This is a genomic window from Nocardia aobensis NBRC 100429, assembly GCF_000308375.1.
In the GTDB taxonomy this organism is placed as follows: Bacteria; Actinomycetota; Actinomycetes; order Mycobacteriales; family Mycobacteriaceae; genus Nocardia; species Nocardia aobensis.
This window is the reverse complement of record NZ_BAFQ01000042.1, coordinates 64,976-89,441: the sequence shown is the minus strand read 5'-3', so window position 1 is coordinate 89,441 and position 24,466 is coordinate 64,976. Positions and strand designations below refer to the sequence as shown.

Annotated in this window: 29 protein-coding genes and 1 pseudogene; 11 read left to right on the top strand and 19 right to left on the bottom strand. The window is 68.4% G+C overall.

Going from position 1 to position 24,466, the window contains the following annotated elements:
* Window positions 1–85: pseudogene (locus tag RJ03_RS05520) on the bottom strand (NAD(P) transhydrogenase subunit alpha); the annotation flags it as partial.
* A complete protein-coding gene (locus RJ03_RS05515) occupies window positions 85–1,251 on the bottom strand; it encodes a Re/Si-specific NAD(P)(+) transhydrogenase subunit alpha (protein WP_371507162.1) in 1,167 nt (388 codons plus the stop codon). The gene RJ03_RS05515 and the pseudogene RJ03_RS05520, both read right to left, overlap by 1 nt.
* 248 nt (window positions 1,252–1,499) lie before the next feature.
* Here RJ03_RS05515 and RJ03_RS05510 point away from each other — a divergent pair, with 248 nt between their 5' ends.
* From RJ03_RS05510 to RJ03_RS05500, 3 genes are read left to right on the top strand one after another with little or no spacing between them, the layout of a single operon-like run.
* On the top strand, window positions 1,500–1,970 hold the full coding sequence (locus RJ03_RS05510; protein ID WP_036498440.1) for an HIT family protein: 471 nt from the start codon (window positions 1,500–1,502) through the stop codon (window positions 1,968–1,970).
* Window positions 1,967–2,806 carry a maleylpyruvate isomerase family mycothiol-dependent enzyme gene (locus RJ03_RS05505; protein ID WP_036498439.1) on the top strand — a complete coding sequence of 280 codons (840 nt, stop codon included), beginning with the start codon at window positions 1,967–1,969 and terminating at the stop codon, window positions 2,804–2,806. The genes RJ03_RS05510 and RJ03_RS05505 overlap by 4 nt, the downstream gene beginning before the upstream one ends.
* Window positions 2,807–2,812: 6 nt before the next feature.
* Window positions 2,813–3,463 (top strand): Type 1 glutamine amidotransferase-like domain-containing protein, encoded by a 651-nt coding sequence (locus RJ03_RS05500; protein ID WP_036498438.1) that lies wholly within the window; start codon window positions 2,813–2,815, stop codon window positions 3,461–3,463.
* A gap of 21 nt (window positions 3,464–3,484) precedes the next feature.
* On the opposite strand, the gene RJ03_RS05495 is transcribed toward RJ03_RS05500, so the two are convergent.
* Entirely contained in the window at window positions 3,485–3,817 is a 333-nt protein-coding gene (locus tag RJ03_RS05495; protein WP_036498437.1) for a winged helix-turn-helix transcriptional regulator, read from the bottom strand.
* A gap of 67 nt (window positions 3,818–3,884) precedes the next feature.
* Here RJ03_RS05495 and RJ03_RS05490 point away from each other — a divergent pair, with 67 nt between their 5' ends.
* Window positions 3,885–4,211, top strand: coding sequence for a hypothetical protein (locus RJ03_RS05490; RefSeq protein WP_036498460.1), 327 nt, complete (start codon window positions 3,885–3,887; stop codon window positions 4,209–4,211).
* Window positions 4,212–4,215: 4 nt separating this feature from the next.
* Complete coding sequence (locus RJ03_RS05485) at window positions 4,216–4,860, top strand: cysteine hydrolase family protein (protein ID WP_036498436.1); 645 nt, start codon at window positions 4,216–4,218, stop codon at window positions 4,858–4,860.
* Between the two features lie 12 nt (window positions 4,861–4,872).
* On the opposite strand, the gene RJ03_RS05480 is transcribed toward RJ03_RS05485, so the two are convergent.
* Window positions 4,873–5,460, bottom strand: coding sequence for a TetR/AcrR family transcriptional regulator (locus tag RJ03_RS05480; RefSeq protein ID WP_036498435.1), 588 nt, complete (start codon window positions 5,458–5,460; stop codon window positions 4,873–4,875).
* Window positions 5,461–5,617: 157 nt separating this feature from the next.
* Here RJ03_RS05480 and RJ03_RS05475 point away from each other — a divergent pair, with 157 nt between their 5' ends.
* The gene (locus tag RJ03_RS05475) at window positions 5,618–7,081 is read left to right on the top strand and encodes an MFS transporter (RefSeq protein ID WP_036498434.1); all 1,464 of its coding nucleotides are present in this window, start codon (window positions 5,618–5,620) and stop codon (window positions 7,079–7,081) included.
* A 48-nt stretch (window positions 7,082–7,129) separates the two neighbouring features.
* On the opposite strand, the gene RJ03_RS05470 is transcribed toward RJ03_RS05475, so the two are convergent.
* Window positions 7,130–7,450, bottom strand: coding sequence for a GroES family chaperonin (locus RJ03_RS05470; RefSeq protein ID WP_030513633.1), 321 nt, complete (start codon window positions 7,448–7,450; stop codon window positions 7,130–7,132).
* A 50-nt stretch (window positions 7,451–7,500) separates the two neighbouring features.
* On the opposite strand from RJ03_RS05470, the gene RJ03_RS05465 reads away from it, so the two are divergent.
* From RJ03_RS05465 to RJ03_RS05455, 3 genes are all read left to right on the top strand, one after another.
* Window positions 7,501–8,859, top strand: a complete 1,359-nt coding sequence (locus RJ03_RS05465; RefSeq protein ID WP_036498433.1) for an FAD-binding oxidoreductase — start codon at window positions 7,501–7,503, stop codon at window positions 8,857–8,859.
* An 89-nt stretch (window positions 8,860–8,948) separates the two neighbouring features.
* Window positions 8,949–9,290: a hypothetical protein gene (locus RJ03_RS05460; RefSeq protein WP_157163353.1), complete on the top strand. Its 342-nt coding sequence runs from the start codon at window positions 8,949–8,951 to the stop codon at window positions 9,288–9,290.
* A 45-nt stretch (window positions 9,291–9,335) separates the two neighbouring features.
* Window positions 9,336–9,626, top strand: coding sequence for a GNAT family N-acetyltransferase (locus tag RJ03_RS05455; RefSeq protein ID WP_036498431.1), 291 nt, complete (start codon window positions 9,336–9,338; stop codon window positions 9,624–9,626).
* Window positions 9,627–9,648: 22 nt separating this feature from the next.
* Here the strand turns inward: RJ03_RS05455 and RJ03_RS05450 are convergent, their stop codons facing one another.
* The 5 genes from RJ03_RS05450 to RJ03_RS05430 all read right to left on the bottom strand — a co-directional run bounded on the left by RJ03_RS05450 (window position 9,649) and on the right by RJ03_RS05430 (window position 14,042).
* Window positions 9,649–9,957 carry a hypothetical protein gene (locus RJ03_RS05450; protein ID WP_030513629.1) on the bottom strand — a complete coding sequence of 103 codons (309 nt, stop codon included), beginning with the start codon at window positions 9,955–9,957 and terminating at the stop codon, window positions 9,649–9,651.
* 300 nt (window positions 9,958–10,257) lie between these two features.
* Window positions 10,258–11,415 (bottom strand): acyl-CoA dehydrogenase, encoded by a 1,158-nt coding sequence (locus tag RJ03_RS05445; protein ID WP_036498430.1) that lies wholly within the window; start codon window positions 11,413–11,415, stop codon window positions 10,258–10,260.
* Between the two features lie 183 nt (window positions 11,416–11,598).
* Window positions 11,599–12,279 (bottom strand): TetR family transcriptional regulator, encoded by a 681-nt coding sequence (locus tag RJ03_RS05440; RefSeq protein WP_036498429.1) that lies wholly within the window; start codon window positions 12,277–12,279, stop codon window positions 11,599–11,601.
* A 49-nt stretch (window positions 12,280–12,328) separates the two neighbouring features.
* On the bottom strand, window positions 12,329–12,847 hold the full coding sequence (gene purE / locus RJ03_RS05435) for a 5-(carboxyamino)imidazole ribonucleotide mutase (protein WP_036498428.1): 519 nt from the start codon (window positions 12,845–12,847) through the stop codon (window positions 12,329–12,331).
* Window positions 12,840–14,042 carry a 5-(carboxyamino)imidazole ribonucleotide synthase gene (locus tag RJ03_RS05430; RefSeq protein ID WP_036498459.1) on the bottom strand — a complete coding sequence of 401 codons (1,203 nt, stop codon included), beginning with the start codon at window positions 14,040–14,042 and terminating at the stop codon, window positions 12,840–12,842. The genes purE and RJ03_RS05430 overlap by 8 nt, the downstream gene beginning before the upstream one ends.
* A gap of 151 nt (window positions 14,043–14,193) precedes the next feature.
* Between RJ03_RS05430 and RJ03_RS05425 the strand changes: the two genes are divergently transcribed.
* The gene (locus RJ03_RS05425; RefSeq protein WP_036498427.1) at window positions 14,194–14,739 is read left to right on the top strand and encodes a GtrA family protein; all 546 of its coding nucleotides are present in this window, start codon (window positions 14,194–14,196) and stop codon (window positions 14,737–14,739) included.
* 9 nt (window positions 14,740–14,748) lie between these two features.
* On the opposite strand, the gene RJ03_RS05420 is transcribed toward RJ03_RS05425, so the two are convergent.
* The 7 genes from RJ03_RS05420 to RJ03_RS05395 form a co-directional block, all read right to left on the bottom strand.
* Window positions 14,749–16,059, bottom strand: a complete 1,311-nt coding sequence (locus tag RJ03_RS05420) for a sensor histidine kinase (RefSeq protein WP_036498426.1) — start codon at window positions 16,057–16,059, stop codon at window positions 14,749–14,751.
* A gap of 6 nt (window positions 16,060–16,065) precedes the next feature.
* The gene (locus tag RJ03_RS05415) at window positions 16,066–16,743 is read right to left on the bottom strand and encodes a response regulator transcription factor (RefSeq protein WP_030513615.1); all 678 of its coding nucleotides are present in this window, start codon (window positions 16,741–16,743) and stop codon (window positions 16,066–16,068) included.
* 60 nt (window positions 16,744–16,803) lie between these two features.
* Complete coding sequence (locus RJ03_RS05410) at window positions 16,804–17,352, bottom strand: PH domain-containing protein (protein WP_036498425.1); 549 nt, start codon at window positions 17,350–17,352, stop codon at window positions 16,804–16,806.
* A 29-nt stretch (window positions 17,353–17,381) separates the two neighbouring features.
* Window positions 17,382–18,179: a biotin--[acetyl-CoA-carboxylase] ligase gene (locus RJ03_RS05405; protein WP_245552189.1), complete on the bottom strand. Its 798-nt coding sequence runs from the start codon at window positions 18,177–18,179 to the stop codon at window positions 17,382–17,384.
* 81 nt (window positions 18,180–18,260) lie between these two features.
* Complete coding sequence (locus RJ03_RS36975; RefSeq protein ID WP_157163352.1) at window positions 18,261–18,491, bottom strand: hypothetical protein; 231 nt, start codon at window positions 18,489–18,491, stop codon at window positions 18,261–18,263.
* 131 nt (window positions 18,492–18,622) lie between these two features.
* Window positions 18,623–18,961: a hypothetical protein gene (locus tag RJ03_RS05400; RefSeq protein WP_036498424.1), complete on the bottom strand. Its 339-nt coding sequence runs from the start codon at window positions 18,959–18,961 to the stop codon at window positions 18,623–18,625.
* A complete protein-coding gene (locus RJ03_RS05395) occupies window positions 18,961–19,413 on the bottom strand; it encodes a DUF1707 SHOCT-like domain-containing protein (RefSeq protein WP_036498423.1) in 453 nt (150 codons plus the stop codon). The genes RJ03_RS05400 and RJ03_RS05395 overlap by 1 nt, the downstream gene beginning before the upstream one ends.
* Before the next feature lie 279 nt (window positions 19,414–19,692).
* Between RJ03_RS05395 and RJ03_RS34825 the strand changes: the two genes are divergently transcribed.
* Window positions 19,693–21,357 carry a serine/threonine-protein kinase gene (locus RJ03_RS34825; protein WP_051024346.1) on the top strand — a complete coding sequence of 555 codons (1,665 nt, stop codon included), beginning with the start codon at window positions 19,693–19,695 and terminating at the stop codon, window positions 21,355–21,357.
* A 147-nt stretch (window positions 21,358–21,504) separates the two neighbouring features.
* Here RJ03_RS34825 and RJ03_RS05380 read toward each other — a convergent pair whose 3' ends face one another.
* Both RJ03_RS05380 and RJ03_RS05375 read right to left on the bottom strand, forming a co-directional pair.
* A complete protein-coding gene (locus RJ03_RS05380) occupies window positions 21,505–23,307 on the bottom strand; it encodes an acetyl-CoA carboxylase biotin carboxylase subunit (RefSeq protein WP_036498421.1) in 1,803 nt (600 codons plus the stop codon).
* A 121-nt stretch (window positions 23,308–23,428) separates the two neighbouring features.
* Complete coding sequence (locus RJ03_RS05375; protein ID WP_036498420.1) at window positions 23,429–24,358, bottom strand: sulfurtransferase; 930 nt, start codon at window positions 24,356–24,358, stop codon at window positions 23,429–23,431.
* Window positions 24,359–24,466 lie beyond the last annotated feature (108 nt).

Here is a 24,466-nt window from a genome sequence, read left to right as displayed (position 1 = left end):
TGTTGGGCACCTTGGAGATCACCGCGAAACCCACGAATCCGGACAGCACCAGAATCGCGATATTGGCCAAAAGCTCGGTATACATCAGCCCTGCTCCTCGGAGTCGGCGGGACGGCTCGGCGCACCGGCCACACAGGAATCGGCGATCACCTGGTCACCGAAATCGGGCTCGAGCCGGCCGTCTTTCAGCATCAGCTCCAGCAGCGCCGAAATATTCTTCGAGTACAGCTCCGAGGCGTGCTCGGGCATCGTCGCCGGCAGATTCAACGGCGAGCAGATCGTGACATCGTGGCGGACCACCGTCTTACCGGGCTCGGTCAGCTCGCAGTTACCACCGGTCTCCCCCGCGAGATCGACGATCACACTGCCGGGCTTCATTCCCTCCACCGCGGCGGCGGTCACCAGGCGCGGCGCGGGGCGACCCGGCACCAGCGCGGTGGTCACCACCACGTCGAAGCCCTTGATCGCATCCTCCAAAGCCTGCTGCTGCTGGGCCTTTTCGTCATCGGTCAGCTCGCGGGCGTAACCACCCTCACCGGCCGCGTCGATACCCAGATCCAGCCATTGCGCGCCCACCGACCGCACCTGATCGGCCACCTCGGGCCGCACGTCGTATCCGGTGGTGCGCGCACCGAGGCGCTTGGCGGTGGCCAGGGCCTGCAGACCCGCAACACCCACACCGAGCACCAGCACCGTCGCCGGCTTCACCGTGCCCGCCGCGGTGGTCAGCATCGGGAAGAACCGCGTCGACTCCGACGCCGCCAGCAGCACCGCCTTGTACCCCGCGACATTGGCCTGCGAGGACAGGGCGTCCATCACCTGCGCGCGCGAGATCCGCGGAATCGCTTCCACCGCGAACGCGCGCACGCCCGCGTCCTGTAGCGCGCCGATCTTGTTGTCCGCGTTGCGCGGAGCCAGGAATCCGATCAGCGTCTGGTCCCGCGACAGCTTGGCGATCTCCGCATCGTTGGGCGGAGCCACCTTCACCACGACCTCGGCCTGCCACGGATCACCGATCGTCGCGCCCGCGGCCTCGTAGGCTTCGTCGGGAATCAACGCCCCGACCCCCGCGCCGGCTTCGACGACGACCTGCACACCCTGCTTCACCAGGCTCGGGATGATCTTCGGCACCAACGCGACGCGTCGTTCATCGGCGTTGGTCTCACGAACCACACCGACACGCGTGCGGTGCGACGTGCGACTGTCGTCGCCGGGCTGCGCGCCCTCGTTCGCGCCCTGCGTTGTCTCCACTGGTCAACTTCCTTACTTGTGACGGCAAGCCGGCCCCCTGATGTCCAGGTGGGCCGCCTGTTGGGTCTGGCCGAGCAGAACTTACTTTTCAGTAAGTTCCGAAATAATTCTCGCAACTGTACCCGGCAGGTCGGTGAGATTAGTTGAGATCAACGTCACACCACACCACGCCTTTTCTCCCGAATGCCCGTTCACGCAGCACAGAAGCGGGCTATGCCGGGTGCGTCGTACGCCGTAATGTCTGCCTGGTGAGTGGCTGCATCTTCTGCCGGATCGTCGCGGGCGACGCACCGGCGACGCGGATCTACGAGGACGAGCGGGTGTACGCCTTCCTCGACATCCGGCCGATCACCCGGGGGCACACCCTGGTGATTCCGAAGAGCCATGCCGCCCACCTCGACGAACTCGACGCCGACCTGGGCGCGGATCTGTTCCGCGTGGGCCATCGCATCGCGAAGGCGTTGCGGCGCAGCGACCTCGGCGCCGACGGGGCGAATCTCGTCCTCAACGACGGTAAGGCGGCCTTCCAGACAGTGCATCACGTCCACCTGCACGTGGTGCCGCGCCGCGGTGGTGACCTGTTCACCTTCGCCCGCGGCTTCCTGCTGCGGCGCCCGCACGATCCGGCGGCCACGGCGGCCGCGATCCGCACCGGGCTCGACCGGCTCGGCGCGGAGCCGGACCGACTCGACCCGACCGACAGGGAGACTCGTTCATGAGCACAGCCTCACTCGACCGCACCGAACTGACCAGTGCGCTCTCCGACCAGTGGGATGCGCTGGCGGAGCTGACCCGCGGATTGGACGAGGACCGCTGGCGGCTGCCGTCACCGCTGCCGGGCTGGACGGTCTTCGATGTGCTCGCGCACGTCGTCGCCATCGAATCGATGTTGCTCGGCGAGCCGCTGCCACACGTGGACAGCGATGTCCGGGCGTTCGACCACGTCCGCAACGACACCGGCGCGCTGAACGAGGTGTGGCTGGAGTCGCTGCGGCCGCTGCGCGGTGACGACCTGCTGCGCCGGTTCACCGAGGTGACCGGCCGCCGTCGCGCTGCGCTGGCGGCCGTCGACGAGGCCGCCTGGGCCGCCGATATCCAGTCCCCGATCGGGGTGGTGCCGTACGGCCGGTTCATGCGGGTGCGGTTGTTCGACTGCTGGATGCATCAGCTCGACATCACCGACGCACTCGGCGGTGAGGCGAAGGCCCTGGGTATGGACGAGGGCGGCCGGCGCGCCGAGATCGCGCTGGACGAGATCGAACCCTTCCTCGGGCGCGTAGTGGTCAAGCGGGGCGGCGCGCCCGACGGGTCCCGCATCACGATCGAGACCACCGGTCCGGTCGCCCGCACCGTGCACATTCGTGTCGACGGGCGCGCGGAAGTCGTCGCGGCCCTGGATGGGCCGGCCGATACCGTGATCCGGCTGGGGTCGAGTCTGTTCGCCCGCCTGTGCGGCGGACGCATCGCCGCCGCGGACCGTCGCGACGAGATCGAGGTCGACGGCGACCGGGAACTGGGTGAGCGGATCGCCGCGAATCTCGCGTTCACACTCTGATCCGCCGTGCGACTGTTCCTGTCCAGCTACCGCTTCGGCGCCCACTACGACCGGTTCGCCGAACTGGTCGGCGGCCCGGGGCCGATCGCGGTGATTCCGAATGCCTGCGACGCATGGCCGTCCGCGTGGTCCGGCGCCGTGACCAGTGATCTGGTTCCGCTGCGGCGCAGCGGTTTCCGGCCCGAGGTGGTCGATCTACGTGATTACGTCGGTCGTCGCGCCGAATTGGAGCGGGTGCTGCGCGGCTATCCGGCGCTGTGGGTCCGCGGCGGCAACACCTTCGTCCTGCGGGCCCAATTCGCCCGCAGCGCAGCCGATCTCGTGCTGCCGGAGTTGCTGGCCGAAGATGCGCTGGCCTACACCGGTTACAGCGCGGGCGCTTGCCTGCTGACGCCCGATCTGCACGGCCTGGAGGATGCCGACGATCCGGCCGAGGTGCGGGCCGCCTGCGGTATCGATCCGCGCTGGGACGGACTGGGAGTGGTGGACCGGGCGATCGTGCCGCATGTGGATTCGCCGGGCACCGATCCGGACGGGCACGGCACCCGCCTGGCCGAGCGCTTGCGCGCGGCGGGAACGCCGCACTGGGCGCTGACCGACGACGACGCCGTCGTGGTCGACGGTGAACGCACCGAGATACTGACCGCCGGTACCTGACGCCGCGCCCGCCGATCTCGCTCAGCCGAGGGTGACACCCGTTCGCTCACATCGCTTTTCGCCCCATTCGTACAGTGCGGTCAGCACCGGAACCAGGCTGCGCCCCTCGGCGGTCAGATCGTATTCCACCTGCGGCGGGACGGTGTCGAAGACGGTCCGGCTGACGAGACCGTCGGCCTCGAGCTCGCGCAACTGCTGTACCAGCATCTTCTCACTGGTCGAGGGCATGGCCCGGCGCAGTTGACCGTAGCGCCGCACACCTTCTTTCAGATGCGCGAGGATCACCGGTTTCCACTTCCCGCCGATCAGGTCGACAGTGACCTCGACCGGGCAGTAATACCGCCGCTGCGACATCGCGCTCACCTACTTACCGAAAAGTGCGCTCTTGTAACACTGTAATCACCGGACTTGCATGGATCTCATGAAAGTTATCGCCTTCGACCGCTTCAAACCCGGAGTCACTCTCGAGACCATCACACCGTATCTGCCCGAGGAGGTCGCCAATGTGTGGCGCCTCTGGAAGGCCGGAATCGTCCGGGAGAACTACGCCCGCGCGGACGAATCGGGTGTGGTGATCGTCTTCGAGGTGGACAATGTCGCGGAGGCCCGGCGCTATGTGGACGATTTCCCGTTGTCCAAGAGGGGTTTTCTGGAATGGACCTACGTTCCGGTGACCGCCCCGCTCCCGCTCGAGGCGCTCATGGACGCCTCGGTCGACACGGCCGAACCCTACGATCGGACCAGGTGAGCATATGCGGCATGCATTCGGACTCGACATTCCCTCGACCGTGGCGGACGCATGCGATCCGGCTCGGACGGCGGTGCTGATCTACGACATGCAGGCCGGCATCGTGAATCAGATCGCCGCGGGACAGCAGATCGTCGATGCCTGCGTCCGGCTTCGAGACATTGCGCGTGAGAACGGATTTCGCGTGTTCTACACCCGGCACATGTCGCTGCCGCCGGCCGCGTCCGGGGTATCACAACTGCGCACGGCCATGGCGTGGCAGCGGGTGGACGATCCGGGCCGGGTGCGCTCGATGTTCCCCCAGGGCTCACCGCAGTATCAGCTGGTTCCGGAGCTGACCCCGGGCCCGGACGAGGTGGTCTTCGACAAGATCACCATGTCGGCGTTCGCGGGCACGCCCCTCGATATCGCCCTGCGCGACCTGCGCCTCGATACCGTCGTGATCGCGGGGATCGCCCTCGAGGTCGGTATCGAGCCGACGGTGCGGCACGGCATCGATCTGGGCTATCTGCCGATCATGGTGACCGACGCCTGTGGCGCCGGACATCCCGAGGCGGCCGAGCGATCCTATGCCGCAATGGCTTTCGCCGGCGGATCACTCACCACCGATCTCGCCGGCCTCGAGCGGGAGATGGCCACGCGCCGTTAGCGAGCGTTCGGCTCAGGCGTCCTCGCGCGGCGCCACGATCCGGCGGGCGGCGTCACGCACCCAGGTGCGCAGCTCCGCCGGATCGTCGGGGCCGCCGACGACGAACCGCCGGGACTGCGGAAGCGCCTGCTGATAGTTGATCAGTCCCGTCAGCAGGGTCAGCAGGTATCCGGGCGGCATATCGTCGCGCAGCAGTCCTCGCCGTTGCGCGGCCTCGACCTTCTCGATCTTGTCCCGGTAGCGGCGGGCGCGGGCCTCGCCGGCGGTGACCTGGTCCGGCGCCAGTTCCAGCGCCTCCCACATCTGCAGCCGGAGGAATTCCGGATGTTCGCGGTGGTAGGCGATATGGGCGTCCACCCAGGCGTCGATATCGTCGATATCGGTCGACACCGCCGCGGCCACATCGATCATCGCCTTCTCCAGCACCTGCTCGAACAGTTGCTGTTTGTCGCCGAAGTAGGCGTAGATCAGCTGCTTGTTGGCCTTGGCGTTGCGGGCGATGCGATCCACGCGGGCACCGGCGATCCCGTGGGCGGCGAACTCCTCGGTCGCCGCCTCGAAGATGCGGGCCTTGGTGGCCTCGGGATCGCGCGGGGGCATGCCATCGATGCTAACCAACCAATTGGTTGACACGACGTCGCGGGCGCTGGAATAGTTCTAACCAACCGGTTAGTTACATCCCTCGCGGAGACAGATCCGCATCCCGCGGCGCAGCGCGGCGCCGCCGACACTCTCGACCGATTCCGGGGAGTCCGATATGTCCACCCTCGAAACCCCTACCGCCCCACCGCTTCTGCGCACACCACCGGCCGGCGTCGTGCCCTACCCGGCGCGCTGGCGGGTCCTGCCGGTGGTGCTGAGCGCCATGTTCATGGCGATGTTCGACTGGTTCGTCGTCAATGTCGCCGCCTCCTCGCTGCAACACGACCTGAACGCCGGCGAAGCGGCACTCGAACTGATCGTCGGCGGCTACGGCTTCGCCTACGCCTCGGGCCTCATCACGGGCGGCCGGCTCGGCGACCTGTTCGGCCACCGGCGCCTGTTCGTGATCGGCATGCTGGCCTTCACGGTGGCGTCGCTGCTCTGCGGCCTCGCGACCGACGCCTGGACGCTGGTCGGGGCCCGTGTGCTGCAGGGCGGCACCGCGGCGCTGATGGTGCCGCAGATGCTCGCGCTGATCAACACCCTGTTCCCGCCGCTCGAGCGACCGCGGGCGATGGCCGCGTTCGGCGCCACCATCGGCCTCGGCGCGGTCGCGGGCCAGGTGCTCGGCGGCATCCTGCTCGACGCCGATCTGTTCGGCTGGGGCTGGCGGACCATCTTCTACATCAATGTGCCGATCGGAGTGGTCGCGGCCGTGCTTGCCGCGCGCTGGCTCCCCCGCACCGGCAGCATTCGCGGGGCACGGCTGGATCCCGTTGGCGCCGTGGGCATTTCCGCAGCGCTGGCACTACTACTGATCCCGATCACACTGGGCCGGCCGGAGGGCTGGCCGCTGTGGACCTGGGTGTCGATGGCGGCCGCCGCGCCGGTGCTGCTGGCTACGCTGCGCTACGAGAACCGGCTGGCACGCCGAGGCGGGGAACCGGTCCTCGACACCGCCATGGTCCGCGAACGCGGCTTCAGTCTCGGTCTGGTGATCGCGGGCGGCTATCTGACCTTCTTCGCCGGCTTCATGCTCTGCCTGACCCTGATGCTGCAGGGCGGACTCGGATTGTCGCCGCTGCGTGCGGGTCTGGCGTTCGCGCCGCTGGGACTGTGCTTCGCGGGCAGTTCACTGTTCCTCGCACCACGGGTCGCCAATCGCTTCGGAAACAGGGTGATGGTGATCGGCACCTGCACCAGCCTGACCGGTCTGGGCATCACCCTGGCGGTGCTGGCCGGCATGGGCACACAGGTGAGCGCCCTCGCGCTGATTCCCGGCATGATGATCGTCGGGCTCGGCAACGGTATGACCATCCCCTCGGTCGTCTCGGCCGTGCTGTCCTCGGGTATCCCGGCACCGCAGGCCGGGATGGCGGCCGGCGTGCTCACCACCGCGCAGCAGTTCGGAAATGCCATCGGCGCAACGGTTCTCGGCGTCATCTTCTTCTCGGCGCTGGGTGCGGCACACACCACCGGCAACTATGTGACGGCCATGGAAATGGCCGCGGTGGCCGGGATCGTGGTCCTCGGTGTGGTGCTCGCCGCCGCGCTGGCACTGCCGCGGCACACCCGCTGAACGCCCTCGATGCCCCCGGCCGCGCGACCGGGGGCATCGCCGTGGCGGTTACAGGTAGAGGCCGGTGCCGTGTTCGGGGCGTTCGCTGGCAACCGCGTGCAGATCGCGTTCGCGCAGCACCAGATAGGCCTGGCCCTGCACCTCCACCTCGAACTGATCCTCGGCGCTGAACAGCACGCGGTCGCCGACGCCCACGCTGCGCACGTGCGAACCGACCCCGCTGACCTCACCCCAGGTCAGCCGCTTGGCGACCTGCGCGGTGGCGGGAATCAGAATGCCGCCGCTGCTGCGTCGTTCGCCCTCCTCCTGGGAGACGCGAACCATGATCCGGTCGTGGAGCATCTGGATCTCGAGCTTGGCATCGGACACCGCGGCAGTGTACTGCGCACGGATCCCGTGCGAGCACGTAGGTTCGGGGTGTGGACATCGCAACACTCGCAGACCGGCTTCCCGACGGCACGGTCGTCACCGATCCCGACATCCTCGCGGGGTACCGCCACGACCGCGCACTCGATCCACAGGCCGGGATGCCGGCGGCGCTGGTGCGGCCGCTGACCACCGAGCAGGTCGCGACCGTGGTCGGCTGGGCACACGAACATCGGGTCCCGCTCGTGCCGCGCGGCGCCGGAACCGGACTCTCCGGCGGCGCGACCGCACAGGACGGCGCCCTGCTGGTGAGCACCGAGCGCATGCGCGAGATCACGGTCGATCCGGTCACCCGCACCGCCGTGACCCAGCCCGGACTGCTGAACGCCGAGGTCAAACGGGCCGCCGCCGAACACGGACTGTGGTATCCGCCGGATCCGTCGTCGTTCGAGATCTGCTCGATCGGCGGCAACGCCGCCACCAACGCCGGTGGGCTGTGCTGCGTGAAATACGGCGTCACCACCGACTACATCCTGGGTATGGAAGTGGTGCTCGCCGACGGCACGGTGGTGCGGCTGGGCGGGCCGCGGCTCAAGGATTCCGCCGGGCTGTCGCTGACCAAACTGTTCGTCGGCAGCGAGGGCACCCTCGGCATCATCACCGAGTTGACACTGCGGCTGCTGCCCGCGCAGCCGCAGCAGAGCACCGTGGTCGCCACGTTCTCCACCCTCGCCGCGGCCACGGCGGCGATCGAGGCGGTCGCGGCCCGGCTGCGTCCCTCGATGCTGGAATTCATGGACTCGGTGGCGATCAACGCGGTCGAGGACGAAATGCGGATGGGCCTCGATCGCGAGGCCGCCGCCATGCTGGTGGCCCGCTCCGACGCCCCCGGCGAATTCCGCGCACGGGAGGCCGCGATCATCGCCGAGGCCTGCGAAAGCGCCGGAGCCGCCGAGGTTTTCCGGACCGAAGACCCGGAGGAGGGCGAAGCCTTCTGCGCCGCACGGCGATTCGCGATCCCCGCGGTGGAACGCAAGGGCCCGCTGCTGCTCGAGGACGTCGGCGTGCCACTGCCGCGCCTGGGCGACCTGGTCACGGGGATCGCCGAGATCGCCGAGCGGCGCGAGGTGCTGATCTCGGTGATCGCGCACGCCGGTGACGGCAACACCCACCCGCTGATCGTCTACAACCCCGCCGATGCGGACGAGACCGCACGCGCCCATCAGGCCTTCGGCGAGATCATGGATCTGGCCATCGCGCTGGGCGGCACGATCACCGGTGAGCACGGGGTCGGGCGGTTGAAGAAGGCGTGGCTGCCCGATCAGGTCGGTCCGGAGGTGATGGATCTGACCCGGCGCATCAAGGAGGCCCTGGACCCGCACGGGATTCTCAATCCGGGCGCCGTGCTCTGAACTCGGCCGCAGCCGGAAAAATCTCGCAAACCGGACAGTCAGCGGCTAGGCTGCGAGATCCCGGCTCGCTCGCCTGATGAGCGGCCCCCGTGAAAGCCTCCCGAGGACAGATGATCAAGAGCCTGCCCGCCGTCGTGTTCGCCGCCGCGACGACCGTTTCCCTGCTGATTCTCCCCGCCGCCACCGCCGAGGCGAAGTCTCCGGCCTGCGATCGAGCCATCGCCATGGTCAACGCGGGAGTGCAGATGAGCGGCGGCACATTCGACGCCGAGACGGCCCGGGCCCTGCACGATCGGCTGTGGACCGTCGGCGATCTCGCCGCGGGTGAGGAGCGGGCGGCGATCACCGGATACGCCGATGCCCTGATCGACGACAACGTCACCGACCTGCAGCCCTTCACCGACGAACTCAATCGAGTCTGCGGGAGCTGACCTGCGCGCGGAACAAATCGGCCCGGGACGGCGGTTCCACCTGACATGACGACCAGGCTCGAGCACAATACGGCCGCCGGCCGCTACGAGATCTACATCGACGACACCCTCGCGGGCTACGCGGACTACAACGAAAGCAGCGCGGGCGGCAAGCCGATTCGCGACCTCAACCACACCCTCACCTTCCCCGAATTCCGTGGGCGCGGGGTGGCGGCGCAACTGGTCGAATACGCGCTCACCGACTGCCGCGACAACGGCTTCGCGGTAGTGCCGACCTGCTGGTACGTAGACCAGTACATCGGCGACCACCGCGAATACGCCGACCTGGTCGCCTAGCGGACAGACGACGGCCGCCGCGTCAGATGCGGCGCCGCCAGACCAGGAACTGCCGGTCGCCGACCGTCCCCATCGCCTCGATCACGGCGGCGTTGTCGAAGCCCGGCAGTTTCTGCAGGCGGGCCAGGAACTCGGTGTCGGCAGCGGAATGCGGGACCACGCAACCGTTCCCGCGCACACCGATCAGCACGAAGAACACATCGTCGGCGAAGGGGCCGTCGGCGGTCGTGATGATCCGCACCTCGGTCAGCTCCAGCCAGGTGACCTCTTCGATTCGCCCGTTGTCCAGCGTGCGGCGGACGAACCTGTCGGTGATCTCCACGCCTGCCATGCATCAATATTGCGCTGCGAAAGCCGTTGGGACAATTCCGAATTCGCCCGATTGCGATTGAACGAACATTTGAAATTGCAGATGAAAGTACTTCGCAGAGATTTTCTGGGCACTACCGTTCTACCAGCGAAAATTGCCGGTAATTCACTGAATTCGGCGCTTCGATACCGTAACGCGCCCTGACAACCCGGCGCGCGCGACGCGCCACGAGCCCCGGCCGCTTCGGTTCGATGTCACAAGGTGACGCGGGCGGTGCCGAGTCGGCACCGGCACCGCCCACGCCCTCGCGCGACCGTGCGATCAGCGCAGCAGCTGACGCGACATGACCAGACGCTGAATCTGGTTGGTGCCCTCGTAGATCTGGGTGATCTTGGCGTCGCGCATCATCCGCTCCACCGGGAAGTCGGTGGTGTAGCCGGCGCCACCGAACAGCTGCACCGCGTTGGTGGTCACCTCCATCGCCACATCGGAGGCGAAGCACTTGGAGGCGGCGGAGATGAAGCCCAGGTTCTTCTCGCCGCGCTCGGCGCGGGCGGCCGAGGTGTAGACCATCAGGCGCGCGGCCTCCACCTTCATCGCCATATCGGCGAGCATGAACTGGGTGTTCTGGAAATCGGCGATGGCCTTGCCGAACTGCTTGCGGTCCTTGGTGTAGGCGATCGCGGCGTCCAGCGCACCCTGCGCCAGACCGACGGCCTGCGCACCGATGGTGGGCCGGGTGTGGTCGAGGGTCTGCAGCGCGGTCTTGAAACCGGTGCCCTCGGCGCCGATGATCCGGTCGCCGGGGATGCGGCAGTTCTCGAAGTACAGCTCGGCGGTCGGCGAACCCTTGATGCCCAGCTTGTGCTCGAGCGGGCCGACCACGAAGCCCTCGTCGTCCTTGTGCACCATGAACGCGGAGATGCCGTTGGCGCCCTTCTCCGGATCGGTCACGGCCATCACGGTGTACCAGGTGGACTGGCCGCCGTTGGTGATCCAGCACTTGGAGCCGTTGATCACCCAGTCGTCACCGTCGCGCTTGGCGCGGGTGCGCATGGAGGCCGCATCCGAACCCGCCTCGCGCTCGGACAGGCAGTAGGAGGCCATCTTGCCCTCGACGAGGTCGGGCAGCACCTTCTGCTTCAGCTCCTCGGAGCCCTGCAGGATCAGGCCCATGGTGCCGAGCTTGTTCACGGCCGGGATCAGCGAGGACGAACCACAGACGCGGGCGACCTCCTCGATGACGATGCAGGTGGCGACCGAGTCGGCGCCCTGGCCGCCGTAGGTCTCGGGGACGTGGACCGCGTTGAAGCCCGCGGCGTTCAGCGCGTCCAGGGCCTCCTTCGGGAACCGGGCGTTGCCGTCGACATCCTTCGCGTGCGGGGCGATCTCCTTCTCGGCCAGGCCGCGAATCGCCGCGCGCAGCTCGTCGTGGATGTCGTCCAACTTGAACAGATCGAAATCGGGGTTGCCCGCCATGGGTTCACTCCTGGTCGTGGGGTTTCGGTTCGCCTGGTCCGCGAATTCCGGCACTACACTGGCGCACCTCGGCACTCAGTGCCAGTCGCATTCGAGTATACGCCGCCGAAGGGCGACAACGTGAGGGGATACCGGGAATCCGCCCTGGCACTCAGTGCCACACGTCGGATTCACCGAACCCGCTCACAGATTATCGAGGCGTTCGGCCAGAAGGTCGGCGACCTGCCGGGCGGGCATCGCGCGCGGGAAGACCGCCACCACCAGCTCGGCCGGATCCGGCGCCGGACCGGGAGGCGCGATCGCCCGCACCGCCGCGCGCAGATCGGCCGCGCTCGCCTCGGATCGACCCCGCACCATGCGGCGCAGCAGATAGTTGTGGGTGGCGGTGACGGCCGCGCTGAACTGGATCAGCGCCAGATCGGGCACCTCGGGAAGCCGATCGCGCAGATAGTCGGTGAACAGCCGTTCGTACCGGAAGACGGTCACGATCTCGCGATCACGCAACGCCGGCGCCTGCCGGACGACCCGATAGCGGCGCGCGGCCAATTCCCTGGTCTCGGTGAACCGCTCGAAGATCCCGACCACCGCCTCCCGCACGGCATCCCACGGATCACCCTGCGCCGCAGTCAGATACGCCTTCGCCCGGGCGAGCTGTTCCTCGTGGTCGGCGAAGACCACATCCTCCTTCGACCGGAACTGCCGGAAGAACGTCCGCCGCGAAATCCCCGCCGCCTCCGCGATCTCGTCCACCGTGGTCGCCTCGTACCCCTGCTCCGCGAACAGCCGCAACGCGTGATCGACCACGGCCAGCCGGAACTCGGCGGCGTCGGCGGCGCGAACGGGGGTCGAATTGTCGCTGGGCACCCCACAACGGTAGCCGTGCCGTACCGGGAGGCCCCGGGCGCGCCGACGACTAACCCAGCAGGCGGGTGCGCAGGGCTTCGTCCTTGTCGAGGACCAGTTTCTCCAGGTCGGCCTGGAACTGTTCCATGCGGGTGCGCAGCTGGGGATCGGCGGCGGCGAGGATGCGGACGGCCAGCAGGCCCGCGTTGCGGGCGCCGCCGATGGAGACCGTGGCGACGGGGACGCCGGCCGGCATCTGCACGATCGACAGCAGGGAGTCCATGCCGTCGAGGTACTTCAGCGGGACCGGGACACCGATCACCGGCAGCGGCGTGGCCGAGGCGACCATACCGGGCAGGTGGGCGGCGCCGCCGGCACCGGCGATGATCACCTTGACGCCGCGACCGGCGGCCTCGCGGGCGTAGTCGAGCATGCGCTGCGGCGTGCGATGCGCCGAAACCACACCGACCTCGAAGCGAATCCCGAACTCCGCCAACGCTTCCGCGGCCGCTTCCATCGTGGGCCAGTCGGAGTCGCTGCCCATGATCAGACCGACCTGTGCTGTGCTGTTCACCGAGCTGTCACTCATGGGGATCCCATCCATCGGTCCACACCGCGTGCGACATCCAGTGCGCCGCTCGTTCGGCCTTCTCCCGCACCTCGGTCACGTCGTCACCGAGGATGTTCACATGCCCGATCTTGCGCTTCGGGCGCTCGCCCTTGCCGTAGAGGTGCACCTTCGCCTCCGGGATCCGGGCGAACAGGTGATGCAGCCGCTCGTCCATCGACATCGCCGGCGCCTCGGCCGCGCCGAGGATATTCGCCATCACCGTCACCGGCGCCAGCGGCGTCGTGGCGCCCAGCGGATAGTCCAGCACCGCGCGCAGATGCTGTTCGAACTGTCCGGTGACGGCGCCGTCCATCCCCCAGTGCCCGGAATTGTGCGGGCGCATGGCCAGCTCGTTGACCAGCAGGTCACCGGCGTGGGTCTCGAACAGCTCCACGGCCATCGCACCGGTGACACCGAGTTCGGCGGCCAGCCGCAGGGCCAGCGATTCGGCCTCGGTCGCGGCCTCGTCCGAGAGCTCCGGTGCGGGCGCGATCACCACGGCGCACTGCCCCTCGCGCTGCACGGTCTCCACCACGGGCCAGGCCGCGGCCTGCCCGAACGGCGAGCGCGCCACCATCGCGGAGAGCTCACGCTTCAGATCCACCCGCTGCTCGGCGAGCAATGTCACACCGTGCCCGAGCTGATCGGTGACGATGCGTTCGGCCTCGGCGGCGTCGTCGATCATCCACACGCCGCGCCCGTCGTAGCCGCCCCGCACCGCCTTCAGCACGAACGGACCGTGCTCGGCGAGAAATCCGGTGGCGTCCGCGACGGCCTCGACCGCCGTGAACGCCGGAACCGGCACGCCCATCCCGGCCAGCTTGCGCCGCATCGCGAGCTTGTCCTGGGCGTAGACCAGCGCGGCCGGCGGCGGCTGCACGTTCACACCCTCGGCCACCAGCGCCAGCAGATGCTCGGTCGGCACATGTTCGTGGTCGAAGGTCACCGCGTGCGTACCGACGGCAACCTTGCGCAGCGCCGCGAGATCGGTGTGCGATCCGAGCACCACCTCGGGGCTGACCTGAGCCGCCGGATCGTCGGGTCGCTCGACCAGGACCCGCAGGCACTGTCCCAGCGCCACGGCAGCCTGATGCGTCATCCGCGCCAGCTGGCCGCCGCCGATCATCGCGACGGTCGGCATTCCGCCACCTTCGAAACTGCGTGAAACCGGCATCGGTTCACCTTCGGCAACCTCTTGCACCCCGGTGGAAGGGTCCATCGATGGCCCACTACGCTCGCTCACAGCCCACCATGTTGTCATGCGCCCACACGCGGGAGTGAGTGCGGGTTGATTGCCCATCGCGGGACGGACGTAGACTCACCGGGTGCCATTTGTCGACGATGTGGTCAACATCCTCCCCAAAACACTACGGGACCTCGCTATTCGTCATCACGAGCTGATCAAGTTCGCGATTGTCGGAGCGACCACTTTCGTCATCGACAGCGGAATCTTCTACATCCTCAAATTGACGGTTCTCGAGTCGAAACCGATCACGGCCAAGATCATTTCCGGGGTTATCGCGGTCATCGCGTCCTACATCCTGAACCGGGAATGGTCGTTCAAGGGTCGCGGCGGTCGTGAGAAACACCACGAAGCCCTGCTGTTCTTCATGGTCAGCGCCATCGGAGTGCTGCTGTCGAATCTCCCGCTGTGGGTTTCGCGGTATTTCTTCCACCTGCACGTCCCCGATGTCAGCTTGACCGTGGAGAACATCGCCGACTTCGTCAGCGCCTTCGTCATCGGCAACATCCTGCAGATGGTGTTCCGATTCTGGGCGATGAAGCGCTGGGTGTTCCCCGACGAAATCGATGCGCTGGTCGAGGAATTCGAAGAGCTGTACGAGGAAGAGAAACCGCTCGGCTTCAGCTGAACCCGTCGTTCAGCGGGGCTCCCCGATGACGCCGTTACCCGACCGCCCCGCGGTCGGCTTACCGAGGAATACCGCGAACAGCGCCGGACGCCGTCGCTGGAGTTCCAAGCGGCCACCGTCGGCTTCGATCAGCGCGCGCGCCAGCGCCAGCCCCACTCCGGTGGATCCGGCGCCGGAGAAGCCGCGGTCGAAGATGTGCGGCGCCAGTTCGTCGCTGACCCCCTCGCCCTCGTCGGCCACCTCCACCGCCACCAGCGGTTCCCGGTCGGGGCCGCCGTAGACCGTGCGCACCGACACCGAGCAGTCACCTCCGCCGTGCACCAGCGCGTTGTCGACCAGCACGGCCACCGCCTCACGCAACCGCGATCCGGTCACCGGGGCGCGCAGGCCCGGATCGCCCGAGAGCACGAGTTTGCGCCCGGCCTCGGCGAAGGGATGCCGCCATTCGGCGACCACCCCGCGCAATTCGGCGACCACCGGAACCGGTTCGTGATCGGCGGCGTCCTGGTCGCGGGAATCGCGGACCAATTCGTCGATCGCCTCGGTGAGCCGGTCGACCTGCGCCATCGCCTCCTCCGATTCCTGGACGACCGCCGGATCCGGATGCGCCGACAATTCGTCGAGACGCAGCCGCACCGCGGTCAGGCGACTGCGCAACTGATGGGAGACATCGGCGACCAAGGCGTGCTCGCGCTGCAGCCGGCCCGCGATCTCGACCGTCGCCGAATCGAGCACATCCGAGACGCGGTCGAGTTCGGTGATCCCGTGCCGGCGCGGATCGGGCCGGAAATCGCCCTTCGCCAGCCGCGCGGCGCGCGCGGCCACATCGCGCAGCGGATCGGCGACCCGTCGCGCGGTCACCACCGCCACCGCGGCGCCCGCGGCCAGCGAGGCCAGGGCCACCAGCGCCACCGCGCCCACCGCTTGCCGCTGCATCGAATGCATGGGGGCGGCCGGCACCTCGAGTCGCAACGAGCCCGACGTGCCCATCGACAGCGATTCCACCACCGGGTTCTCGACCTCCGGCGCACCCGCGTCCACGCGCAGCGCGGCGTCCTCGGGTGTCGGATAGATGATGGTCAACCGTCCGCCGGAGGGGATCAGCGGCCGCACCGAGCGCAGGTCGAGCACGCCGTGGACCAATCCGTCGTCACGCTCCTGGCCGACGATCTCCACCGACATGCGATCCAGCCGGGCGCGCAGGTCGCTGCGGGTGATATCGGCCACCCACTGCCACGCCGTGAACGCCAGCGGGATACCCAGCACCACGGTGGTGAGGGTCAGGGCCGCCAGCATGGACAGCAGAATTCGGCGCCGCATCGGCGATCAATCGGTGTTGAAGCGGAAACCGACACCACGCACGGTGACGATGCGCCGCTCCGCGACGGGGCCCTCGTCGCCGATCTTGCGGCGCAGCCAGGACATGTGCATATCGAGGGTTTTGGAGCCGCGCAGATCGGCATCGCCCCACACCTCGCGCAGAATCGTCTCGCGCGGCACGACCTGCCCGGCCCGGTCGATGAGCACCTTGAGCAGTTCGTACTCCTTGTTGGCGAGATTCACCTCGTGGCCGTTGACCAGAACCCGGCGCGCCGCGGGTTCGAGCCGCACACCGCCGATCTCCACCGCCTCGTCGCCGATGCCACTGCGCCGCAACAGGGCTCGCACGCGGGCCAGCAGTTCGGCGAGGCGGAACGGTTTTCCGACATAGTCGTCGGCGCCGGCGTCGAGACCCACCACGAAATCGACCTCGTCGGTACGGGCGGTCAACATCAGCACCGCGAGATCGGCGCCCCGCGCACGTACCTGGCGGCACACCTCCAAGCCGTCCATACCGGGTAGCCCGAGGTCGAGGATGAGCAGATCGTGTTCCCCCTCCAGCGCCCGGCGCAGCACGGCGGGGCCGAAACTCTCGACGGTTACCGAATAGCCTTCGCGCCCCAGGGCTCGCGAGAGCGGAGCGGCGATGGCCTCATCGTCCTCGGCCAGCAGTACGGCGGTCACAGCACAAGATTACTGGCGAACCGGGCCGATCGGGCGTGCGCCACCGAACCACGGCGGCCGCTACCGACGGCGGCCGTAACGAGGGTCCTGATACTGGTCGTGGCCCGGATCGCCGTGCGGGTTGTCGAAGACCTGGTGGTACAGCAGCGAATGCACCTTCTGCACGTTCGGAATGTCGTCGTATTCCAACGGATCCCCCGAGGCGGCGTCGATGATCAGCGTGCCCGTGCCCAGCAACCGGTCCGACAACCCGTGGCGGAACTGCACACTGGAGATGCGGTTCATCGGGATATCGATGCCGGTGTGGGTGAGTACGCCCTCGCGTACCAGCACCCGCCGGTCGGTGATGATGAAATGCGTTGACTTCCAACGGATCACCTGCGACAGGCAACGCCACACGACCAGCAGCGCCCACACCACGACGATCGCGATGAGAACGATGTTGCGCGTGGTGCCCTCGGTGTTGCGCCAGGCCAGCCCGCTCAGGAATCCGGCCAGCGCGGTGGCGAGGATGAAGGTGAGCGCCGGCAAGAACAACATCTTCCAATGCGGATGACGGTGCAGTAGCAGCTGCTCGTCCGGCGCGAGCAGCTCCTCCGGATAACTCATATTCGAACCCTACCCCCTGATTCGTCGCGCTACGCCGGGCGAAGATGAGTGACGTCGCCCGCCGATACCGAACGGCCACCGATGATCAGGCGGCCGTAGCCGTCGATATCGGTGGCCACACCGGTGAGGACCTCGCCGCCCGGCAATTCCGCCCGCACGTCCGCGCCGAGGGTGGCGCAGCGGGCACGATACGCGTCGGCCAGCGCGCCGACATTCCAGTTCTCCGTCCGCCATTCGGTGAAGTGGCGGGCGAAGGCGCGCAGCAGGGCGAGGACCAACGCGTTGCGATCGGCGTTCTCGGCGCCGGCCAGGGTCAGCGAAATGGCATGCGGCACAGGCAGTTCTTCCTCGGTGAGGCTCACATTGAGCCCGACGCCGACGACGACCGCCGGAGCGCCCGCACCGGAGGCGACCTCGGCCAGGATGCCGGCCACCTTGCGGCCGCCGATCAGAACATCGTTGGGCCACTTGAGGTTCGCGTCCAGGCCGGTGGTTTCGCGGACCGCGTCCACGACGGCGACACCGGTCAGCAGCGGCAGCCAGCCGAGGACGGCCGGTTCGATACCGCCGAGGCGCACCAGAATCGACATCGCGATCTGCGCGCGCGGCGGACTCACCCACGAACGTTCGTGACGGCCGCGGCCGCTGTCCTGATATTCGGCGACCAGCACCCGTCGATCCGAGGACGGATCGCCGGCGGCACCGATCAGATCCGCATTGGTCGAACCGGTCGACTCCACCACATCGATACGGGAGAAGAACGACAGGTCGGGCTGTTCGGCGACGGCATGTCGCAGGATATCGGCGTCCAACGGTGGCCTCTGCACGCCTCGCAGGCTACTCCAGCGGGTTGCGGCCGCCGATATGCCGCTCCGCAACGAACCTCCGCACCCGGCGAGTGCGACCTCTCATCGGGCCAGGTCGTACTCCGGCAGCTGGATCGAGCGCACCATCGCGCTCGCACCGCCGAATGCCATCACGGCGTCGGAGGCCGGTTCGCCGACCTCTTCCGGAGCCGGCTCCCCCGGCCGCTCGGCCCAGACCTCCGGATCCACGACGGTCGGCGCCGGTTCTCCGGCCGACCGGGTCCATGCTGTCGCGGTAGCCCGTTCCGCGACCGATCTACTCCACTCCCACATCGCGCACCTCCCCAGTGCTTGATTTCGGAGTCCTCACGGTACGGGTACGGGCACCCGGCAATCCACCGAATTAATCGGTCGTCCCGGCCACCCGCCGCGAAAAACACTGCGGTACAGCGTTTTCGGTGAAATCACAAAGGTTGCAGGCCCAGCGCTCCGGCGACGAAGCGGCTCACCGCGGTCAGACCGGACTGCAGCGCGGAATCGTAGCCCGCACGCGACCAGCCCGAAATCTCCGCGGTGCCATCGGCTCGAGGCGTCACCACGATCTCGGCGACCAGTTCCGCGGTGGTGGGTTCGCACACCGCCCACGAATATCCGGTCTGCTCGGCCCATTCGCGGGCACGGCGTTCGACATATCCGGGCTCGGTGATGCCGCCGTCGGCCAGTGCCGGGCGGTCGTCGATGCGGTCGTCGGCACGCAGCGCGCGCAGATACCAACTGCCGGCGTTGATCTCGATCGGTTCCATCAGAACCTCCGGCGACGGTCGCGCCGACGGCGGCGGTCGAGCAGGCGGTGATCGTCGCCGCCGAGGAGCCGGCGATCGTGGCCGCGCTGCTGCAGGCCGCCGGTGACGATGCCGGCCGCGGGGATGAGCAGGAACCAGAGCCAGGTATGGGTGGTGAAGAACAACACCAGCGCGAGGATCACCACCAGGCCCATCATCGGACCGGCGAATTCGCGGCGCCCGCCCGGCTGGGCGGCGGCCGGTTCCGGCGGTTCCGGCGGCTCCGGTACGGCGGCCGGGAGGTCGCCGAACACCGACGCCAGATCACCACGCGTCACCGCCGCGGCGATCAGGCCGCTGCGTTCGTCGAACTCGGCGACCGACAACCGACCGGCGGCGAAGTGCTCCGACAGGCGCTGCATCGCCTGCTCGCGCTCCGCGGTACCGATGCGGACGTCGGGAGAATCAGCCATGGCACGAGATTACCGCGCTGCGCGCCGGTGAGCGGGCCCGATCCACCCGCGGTACCGCCGACCGCCTATCCGCACTATCGTCGGTCTCATGTTCCGCCAGCGCGGCATCGGCACCGCTGCCGCCCCGCTCGTCGCAGCGTCGTCGGGTCGAGCCCCACAGCCGAGTTCCGAGACGCGACCGCAGATCGGCGACGCGGGGCTCCGGACGCGGACGAGCCCGCCGAGCGGCGGTGTCCCCGGCGGCTTTCGGCCGAACACCACGCACATCGGGCGGATGTGATGACCGCGCGGGAATTCGGGCGGTACCGGCTCGATCGACTGCTCGGCCGAGGGTCGGCCGGGGAGGTGTGGCTGGCGTACGACCCGGCGGACGCGCGGACCGTCGCGCTGAAGATCCTGTCCGGGAGTGCGGCCGAGGACGCGGATTACCGGCGGCGGTTCGAGCGGGAGGCCCGGATCGGGGCGCATCTGGACAATCCGCACATCGCGCCGATCCATCGGTTCGGCGAATACGCCGGACGGCTGTATCTGGACATGGCCTACATCCCGGGCGTGGACCTGGCGCGGCTGGTGCGGTCGAGTGCGATGGAGCCGGCGGAGGCGATCGAGCTGACCTCCCAGATCGCCGAGGCACTCGATGCCGCGCACGCGGCCGGGCTGGTGCATCGAGATGTGAAGCCCGCCAACATCATCGTGCACACCAGCGGATTCGCCTATCTCATCGATTTCGGCATCGCCCGCGCGGCCGGGCAGACCACCATCACCGCAACCGGTTTCACGGTCGGCACGCTCGCCTATATGGCGCCGGAACGCTTCACCGGGCACGGCGACTCCCGCTCGGACGTGTACTCGCTGGCGTGCGTGCTGTACGAATGTCTCACCGCGCGAAGGCCGTTCGGCGATACCGACGCCGTGCGGCAGTTGCACGCCCACCTGCACGAAGCCCCGCCGCGCCCCTCCGCCGCCGATGCGCACATCCCCGCCGCCCTCGACGCGGTGGTCGCGCGAGGTATGGCCAAGCGTGCCGACGACCGGTACCGCACCGCGGGTGAGTTGGCGGCCGCGGCCCGGGCCGCCGTCGGGATGACGATCTCCGATCGCACACCGCCGTTGCTGCAATCCGAACAGGGATCCACGACGCGGCTGGGGTCGGGATCCGCGACCAGGTACATCAGCCCTGCACCAGCGGCGACCGGACCGTCCGGCCCCGCCTTCGCGGCGACTCGGCAGGACGCCGCGCCGGCTGCTCCGAGGGATTACTCCGGCCCCGCGCCCGCCGCATACGGGCACCCCGGGCCCGCACCCGTAACGAGAAGAGTCGGCTCCGAACCCGCGGGGCCGGCAGCCGACCGGCCGCCTGCCCCGGTGCGGGCTACTCGTGTCCTGCCGGACGCGAGCGCACCCGTCGGTTCACCGGCGTCACCGGCAGATCGCGCGGTGTCCGCCCGGCCGAATCCGTCGGACGTTGGCAACCCTCGGCCCACTCTGGTCGGTAGCACGTCTTTTCCGGTGAAATCGGTTCCGGCACAGCATGTTCCGGCCACGCCGCCACGACGCCCGACGCTCGCCCTCGCCGCCGCACTGATCGGCGCCGCCATCGTCGCCCTCGCGGTCGTCGCCGGATGCACGGCCCTGCTCAGCAGTGGCTCCCGCACTCCGTCCGACCAGCAGTCGACCACCCGGACCGAGGTGAACACTCCCGTGCCGACCACCGCGGCGCCGGCCACCCCGGAACCCGAATACACCACGACGGTCATCCCACCGCGCTGGACGCTCCCCTTCCCGACGAACATTCTGCCGCCGCCGCTCCAATTTCCCCATCCCGCAGCGCATTCCGAGGAGCACCACCCCGCACCGGCAAAGAAGGGCAGTCACGGCGCTGCGCGAACCGACCGGGTCTCCTGCGCCGAGGACACCACCGCCTGCGAGGGCGCGGCACGATAACCCCGTCCCGCGTCGGCCGCCGGCGAGCCGTCGCCGCCTGCCCGCCGGGATACACGCCGACCGGCACAGGGCTGCCACACGTCACGGCCGAAACGTCGAAGGCCCCGCTCCGAATCGGAGCGGGGCCTTCGACGAAAACTGTTGGTACTACTTGATTTCGGCGAGCACGGTGCCCTGGGTGATGGCGGCGCCGGCCTCGACGGCCAGGCCGGTGACCACACCGGACTTGTGCGCGTTGACCGGGTTCTCCATCTTCATGGCCTCGAGCACGGCGATCAGATCGCCCGCCTCGACCGACTGGCCCTCTTCGACGGCCACCTTCACGACGGTGCCCTGCATCGGCGCGGTCACCGCGTCGCCGGAGGCGGCCGAGGCGCCCGCGCCGCCACGCTTGCGCGGCTTGGGCTTCTTGCGGATCACGCCCGCGCCGTTGTTACCGGCGGCGGCCACACCCGCGCCCACGCTGAACTGGCCCGGCAGCGACACCTCGAGGCGACGGCCGCCGACCTCGACGACCACCGTCTGGCGCGCACCCTCCTCCTCGTCCTCGATGGGCTGGCCACCGGTGTAGGGCTCGATGGTGTTTTCCCACTCGTTCTCGATCCACTTGGTGTAGACGTCGAACTTGGTGCCGTCACCGACGAAGGCGGGGTTGGTCACGATGTGGCGGTCGAACGGCAGCACCGTCGCCAGGCCCTCGATCTCGTATTCGGCCAGCGCACGCGCGGCCCGCTCCAGCGCCTGGGTGCGGTTCTCACCGGTGACGATCAGCTTGGCCAGCATGGAGTCGAACTGTCCGCCGATGACGCTGCCGGCGACCACGCCGGAATCGACGCGCACGCCGGGGCCGGACGGCTCCTTGTAGACGGTGACCGGGCCCGGTGCGGGCAGGAATCCGCGACCGGCGTCCTCACCGTTGATGCGGAATTCGATCGAGTGGCCGCGCGGGGTCGGGTCCTCGGTGATGGTCAGCTCCTCGCCGTTGGCGATGCGGAACTGCCAGCGCACCAGGTCCAGACCGGAGGTCTCCTCGGTGACCGGGTGCTCGACCTGCAGGCGGGTGTTGACCTCGAGGAACGACACGGTCTCGCCCTGCACCAGGTACTCCACGGTGCCGGCGCCGTAGTAGCCGGCCTCCTTGCAGATCCGCTTGGCGGACTCGTGGATCTTGGCGCGGACCTCGTCGGACAGGAACGGCGCGGGCGCCTCCTCGACCAGCTTCTGGAACCGGCGCTGCAGCGAGCAGTCGCGGGTGCCGGCGACGATGACGTTGCCGTGCTTGTCGGCCAGCACCTGGGCCTCGACGTGGCGGGCCTTGTCGAGGTACTGCTCGACGAAGCACTCGCCGCGGCCGAAGGCGGCGGTCGCCTCGCGGGTGGCGGAGTCGAACAGCTCCGGGATCTCCTCGATGGTGTGGGCGACCTTCATGCCGCGGCCACCACCACCGAAGGCGGCCTTGATGGCCACCGGGACGCCGTACTGCTCGGCGAACTCGACGACCTCGTTCGCGTCCTTCACCGGATCCTTGGTGCCCGCGGCCATCGGGGCCTGCGCGCGCTCGGCGATGTGGCGGGCGGTGACCTTGTCGCCCAGATCGCGAATCGACTGCGGCGAGGGGCCGATCCAGATCAGCCCGGCGTCCAGGACGGCCTGGGCGAAGTCCGCGTTCTCGGACAGGAAGCCGTAACCGGGGTGGATCGCGTCGGCGCCGGATTTGCGCGCCGCGTCGAGAATCTTGTCGAAGACCAGGTACGACTCGGCCGAGGTCTGCCCTCCGAGCGCGAATGCCTCATCGGCCAATTTGACGAACGGCGCGTCCGCGTCCGGTTCCGCGTACACGGCGACACTGGCGATACCGGCATCCTTGGCGGCCCGGATCACACGCACCGCGATCTCGCCCCGATTGGCGATCAGGACCTTCGTGATCTGCGCGCTGGCATGGCTGGGCACTGAGCCTCCTGTGCTGTGGACAACTTACGTCTCGGGTGAGTGTAGGCAGTGTGCCAACAGACGCCGAACACGGCTAGGGCTACCGAACAGTAGCCCGGACCCCCGTGACGTGAACAACACCTTAGACCGACTGTGCCGCCGCCGACACGGCGGCCGGAGCCGAACCCGGTTCACTTCCCTTGACGATCGGCGTGCGCACGGCATTGCTCCACTCGGTCCAGGAGCCGTCGTAATTGCGCACATTCGCCACTCCCAGCAGCGAGGTCAGCACGAACCAGGTGTGTGCCGAATGTTCGCCGATGCGGCAATAGACGATGGTGTCCTCGGCGCCGAGCAGCGGCGCGTAGATCTGTTCGAGCTCCGCACGGCCGCGGAATCGGCCGTCGCCGCCCACGGCCGCGGTCCACGGGATGTTGATCGCGGTCGGAATGTGCCCGGCGCGCAACGACTGTTCCTCCGGGCGGTCGAGGATGCGGTCGTCGTCGCCGGTGTACTCACCCACCGCGCGCACGTCGACCAGTCCGATGCCCGATCCGCCGCGAGTCAGGTAGCCGCGCACGTCCTCGAGGAAGGCCCGGCCGCCCCGGTCGTCGCGCTCGACGACCGGATACTCTTCCAGCCCGACGTCGGGCACCTCGAAGGTGGTGTCGCGGGCCTCGGAGATCCACGCCTCCCGGCCGCCGTCGAGCAGCCGCACATCGGGATGTCCGAACAGGCCGAAGACCCAGGCGGTGGCGGCGGCGGTGCCGTTGGCCTTGTCTCCGTAGACGACGACCGTATCGTCACGGGCGATGCCCTTGGCGCGCATGAGTTGGGCGAAACGGGCGCCGTCGATCACGTCGCGGGTGAGCGGATCGGTAAGCTCGGCCCGCCAGTCGATCTTGACCGCCCCTGGCACATGGCCGATGTCATAGAGCAGGATGTCCTCGTTGGACTCGACGATCGCGAGGCCACGCGTACCGATGTTTGCCGACAGCCACTCGGTGGTTACCAATCGTTGTGGATATGCATGAGAGCCGAAGGATGGATGAGAGTCCGGAGCGACGGGCACGGTGGAAGATCCTTCACACGTGGTAGGCGATGGTCGGCTGGGCAGTACCGATCGTAGGTGCGAACAATGCGCGCCGGCGGTTTCACATCACGAATCGGATGAAGCGCG